Origin of the sequence: Mesorhizobium sp. M1C.F.Ca.ET.210.01.1.1 (assembly GCF_004791585.1) — a bacterium.
Lineage (GTDB): Bacteria > Pseudomonadota > Alphaproteobacteria > Rhizobiales > Rhizobiaceae > Mesorhizobium.
Map to the genome: position 1 here is coordinate 1 of NZ_SRUU01000137.1, position 362 is coordinate 362.

Consider the following 362-nt stretch of genomic DNA (forward strand, 5'->3'; position numbering starts at 1 on the left):
CAATGATCAGGCCAGGACGCTGCGCTTTTGCTTGCGCTCGCCAGAATGCAACGACTTCGAACATGGAACGCCCCCGCCAGGCAACCCGATCCTGCTAACGGCACGGCGCAACCATAGAGCACTTGTTCCTGCTTGGCGAGCAGTTCCAGCGCGTTGCGAAAGTCACCTACGATAGCCCTGTACTGCGTCGTGCGCTGTAGAGGCGCTATCCCCAGCCACCGCCGCCGCCACCACCACCGCCACCTTGGCCGTCAGCGGCGGCAAGCCGAGCAGCCAGACCAGGCCAAGCACCAGCCCCGGCATCAGGAAGAGTTTCAGCGCAGCCAGCGCCAGAGCCGGCCGGATGTTGCCGGAGATGCCAG

General features: G+C 64.6%; 1 pseudogene. It reads right to left on the reverse strand.

The window, feature by feature from the left end:
* Nucleotides 1-162 precede the first annotated feature (162 nt).
* A pseudogene (locus EN853_RS33270) lies at nt 163-362 on the reverse strand (hypothetical protein); the annotation flags it as partial.